5 protein-coding genes are annotated in these 3,086 nt (G+C 66.6%); 1 reads left to right on the top strand and 4 read right to left on the bottom strand.

The features are described from left to right. From WBB85_RS21560 to cbiE, 4 genes are all read right to left on the bottom strand, one after another. The coding region (locus tag WBB85_RS21560; protein ID WP_432640627.1) for a hypothetical protein at positions 1 to 131 on the bottom strand (131 nt) is incomplete at its 3' end. A 105-nt stretch (positions 132 to 236) separates the two neighbouring features. After that, the gene (gene cobM / locus WBB85_RS21555; protein WP_432640626.1) at positions 237 to 1,022 is read right to left on the bottom strand and encodes a precorrin-4 C(11)-methyltransferase; all 786 of its coding nucleotides are present in this window, start codon (positions 1,020 to 1,022) and stop codon (positions 237 to 239) included. Next, complete coding sequence (locus tag WBB85_RS21550) at positions 1,019 to 1,381, bottom strand: cobalamin biosynthesis protein (protein ID WP_432640625.1); 363 nt, start codon at positions 1,379 to 1,381, stop codon at positions 1,019 to 1,021. Before WBB85_RS21550 ends, cobM begins: the two co-directional genes overlap by 4 nt. Beyond that, positions 1,378 to 2,565: a precorrin-6y C5,15-methyltransferase (decarboxylating) subunit CbiE gene (gene cbiE / locus WBB85_RS21545; protein ID WP_432640624.1), complete on the bottom strand. Its 1,188-nt coding sequence runs from the start codon at positions 2,563 to 2,565 to the stop codon at positions 1,378 to 1,380. The genes WBB85_RS21550 and cbiE overlap by 4 nt, the downstream gene beginning before the upstream one ends. On the opposite strand from cbiE, the gene WBB85_RS21540 reads away from it, so the two are divergent. Next, the coding region (locus WBB85_RS21540) for a cobalt-precorrin-6A reductase (protein WP_432640623.1) at positions 2,564 to 3,086 on the top strand (523 nt) is incomplete at its 3' end. The genes cbiE and WBB85_RS21540 overlap by 2 nt on opposite strands.

Genomic DNA, 3,086 nt, shown 5'->3' with positions numbered 1-3,086 from the left:
ATGTAATCCGGCCCCGACTTGAACGGCTGCACCTCAAGCCCCCGCGCCCGGAACGCGCCCAGAAGCCCCAGCATCAGCGTGGTCTTGCCGGTGCCCGAAGCTGGCGCCGAGATGATCAGACCATCAGGCATTTCGGTCTATTCCTTCCGCTTGGCGCAAATATCCTCGGGGGGTGCGGGGGGCAGACAGCCCCCGGCTTCGGTCGGCCCGCCAAAGGCGGGACGAAACCAAAGGGGTCACGCCCCCGTCTCCGGGAAACGCGGGGCGGTGCCGACGGGGCGATACCGGCGGTCATAATCGCCGGCATAGAGCCTGCTTTCATCAAATTCCTCGGCCCCGATGGAGCGACCGACAAAAATCAGCGCCGTGCGTTCCATCTCGGCCCCGACCGCCGTTTCCAGCGTTTCCAGCGTCGCCCGCACGATGCGCTGATCGGGCCAGCTTGCCCGCCAGATCACCGCAACCGGGCAATCCGCGCCGTAATGCGGGGTCAGTTCCGCCACGACCTTCTCCAGCACATGAACCGACAGATGGATCGCCAGAACCGCACCGGTGCGGGCGAAATTCTCCAAGGTCTCGCCCGGCGGCATGGAGGTTGCCCGGCCCGAGGTGCGGGTCAGCACCACCGATTGCACCACACCCGGCAGCGTCAGTTCCGCGCCAAGGGCGGCAGCCCCGGCGGCGAAGGAGGGCACACCCGGCGTCACGTCATAGGGAATGTCCAGCTCACGCAGACGGCGCAACTGCTCGCCCATGGCCGACCAGACCGAGAGGTCCCCCGAATGCAGCCACGCCACATCGTGGCCCGCTGCATGCGCCGTCTGGATCTCGGCGATGATTTCATCCAGCGACAGAGGCGCGGTGTTGACGATTTTCGCGCCGTCCGGGCAATGGCCGAGCACCGCCTCGGGCACCAGAGATCCGGCATAAAGGCAAACCGGGCACGACGCGATCAGGTCGCGGCCACGCAGGGTCAGAAGGTCGGGGGCGCCCGGTCCGGCGCCGATGAAATGTACTGTCATTCGTCTCTCCCAATCGCGATGGCGGCCGTGGCCAGCCCGTCGCCCGATACAACTCGCGGCCCCAACAGTCGCGCCCCCGGCCCGGCCGCTGCCAGAGCCGCCGCCTCGGCCACCGATCCGGTGCCAAAGCGTTCAGCCACTTTTGCCGATTGCGTCAGCACGTCCTCTGCCGCCAGAGCCTCGCGCCCGAAACCGCAGATCGCGAGGCCCAGCTCTATCGCCAGGTTCTGCGCCACCGGTGCATCGACCTTGACCGAAGCCGTTGCCAACAGCTCTGCCCCGCCGCCCGCGCGTTCCAGCGCGTCCAGAAGTGAGGCCACGGTCGCCGCCCCGCGAAAGCCGATCCCGGCAACCCTCATTTCACCACGCTCCATTGCACGACCGGCCGCGCCGGTTCCCAGCCACGCATCCGGCCCAGGGGGGCGGTGCTGGCAATCTCGAACCGCATCAGATGTCCACCTTTCCCGGCATGGCATGCAGCCAACAATGCCTCGGACTCAATCGTCACCGCGTTGACGACAAGGCGTGTTCCCGCCGGGATTGCTGCCCAAACAGTGTCTATTCCGGCTGAATTCGCCCCGCCGCCGATGAATACCGCATCCGGCTTCGGCAACTTCGCCACGCCTGCGGTCCAATCCGCCTCGGTCACAACCATCCGGTGCGAGAGGCCGAAGGCAGCCGCGTTTGCCCGCACATTCGCGGCCCGATCCGCGCGGTTCTCAACCGCTTGCGCCATAGCCCCCGGCGCGGCAAGGCACCATTCGACCGCGACCGATCCCGACCCCGCGCCAAGATCCCAGAGCACCTCACCGGGACGCGGTGCCAAAGCCGAAAGCGTCAGCGCCCGCACCGGCCGCTTGGTCATCACGCCGTCAGAGGCGAAAATTTCATCCGGCAGGCCTGCGACACGCGGCAGGCCCGCAGCACCATCGGCGACAATCGCCACGGCGACCGGATAGGCGGCGTCGGTGATATCGAACCCCTCTGCCGTTGCATGACGAATGCGCTCGGACGGCCCGCCAAGCGATTCCAGCACCGTCAGCCCCGACGGGCCGAAGCCCTTGGCGACCAGCCATTCGGCAAGCGCTGTCACAGCCGCGCCGTCGCGCACAAGGCAGATCGCCCGCACGCCGCGCGCCAGAACCGGCATCAGCCGTTCGAACGGCGCGGCATGAAGGCCAAGGCAGATCACCTCTTCCAGCCGCCAGCCGAGCCGCGATGCGGCAAGCGCAAAGGTCGAAGGGGCGGGATGCGAGACCCATTCGCCGGGTGAAAGATGCGCCGAAAGCGAGCCCCCCGCCCCGAACCAGAACGGATCGCCCGAGGCCAGAACCACGACCTTACGGGGCTTTTCCGCAAGAACAGGGTCTATTCTGAACGGCACCGGCCATTCGCGACCCCGCGCGCCTGCCGCAACCAGATCCAGATGCCTTAGACCACCAAAGATGATTTCGGCCTCGGCCAGTGCGACACGGCTTGCATCCGAAAGCCCGGCATGACCATCTGCGCCCAGACCAATGATCGTCAGCCACGGATCAGACATGACACGCGTCCTTCTTCTCGGCGGCACGACAGAGGCGAGCCAGCTTGCCCGTCATTTCGCAGCGAAGGGCGTGGATGCGGTCTTTTCCTATGCCGGGCGCACCGACGCCCCCGTCGAACAGCCCTTGCCGACCCGTATCGGCGGCTTTGGCGGCGTGGATGGCCTTGCGACCTATCTTCGGGCCGAAAGCATAACCCATGTGGTCGATGCGACCCATCCCTTCGCCGCCACGATGAGCCGGAATGCGGTTTCCGCCTGTATAGACACTGATACGCCGCTCTGCGCCTTCGAACGCACGCCTTGGGAAGCGGGCGCGGGCGATGACTGGACCCATGTCCCCGACCTCGCCGCTGCCGTTGCTGCCCTGCCCGAGGAACCCTCCTGCATCTTCCTTGCCATCGGCCGCCAGAACCTGACAGCCTTCGCCGCGAAGCCCTGGCATCACTATGTCCTGAGGTTGGTCGATGCGCCGCAGGGCAAGCTGCCCTTGCCCGATGCGGAAGCCGTGATTGCACGTGGTC

Origin of the sequence: Albidovulum sp., from assembly GCF_049646345.1 — a bacterium.
GTDB lineage: Bacteria > Pseudomonadota > Alphaproteobacteria > Rhodobacterales > Rhodobacteraceae > Albidovulum.
Note: the sequence above shows the minus strand (reverse complement) of the source record. Positions and strands in the feature narration are given on the sequence as shown.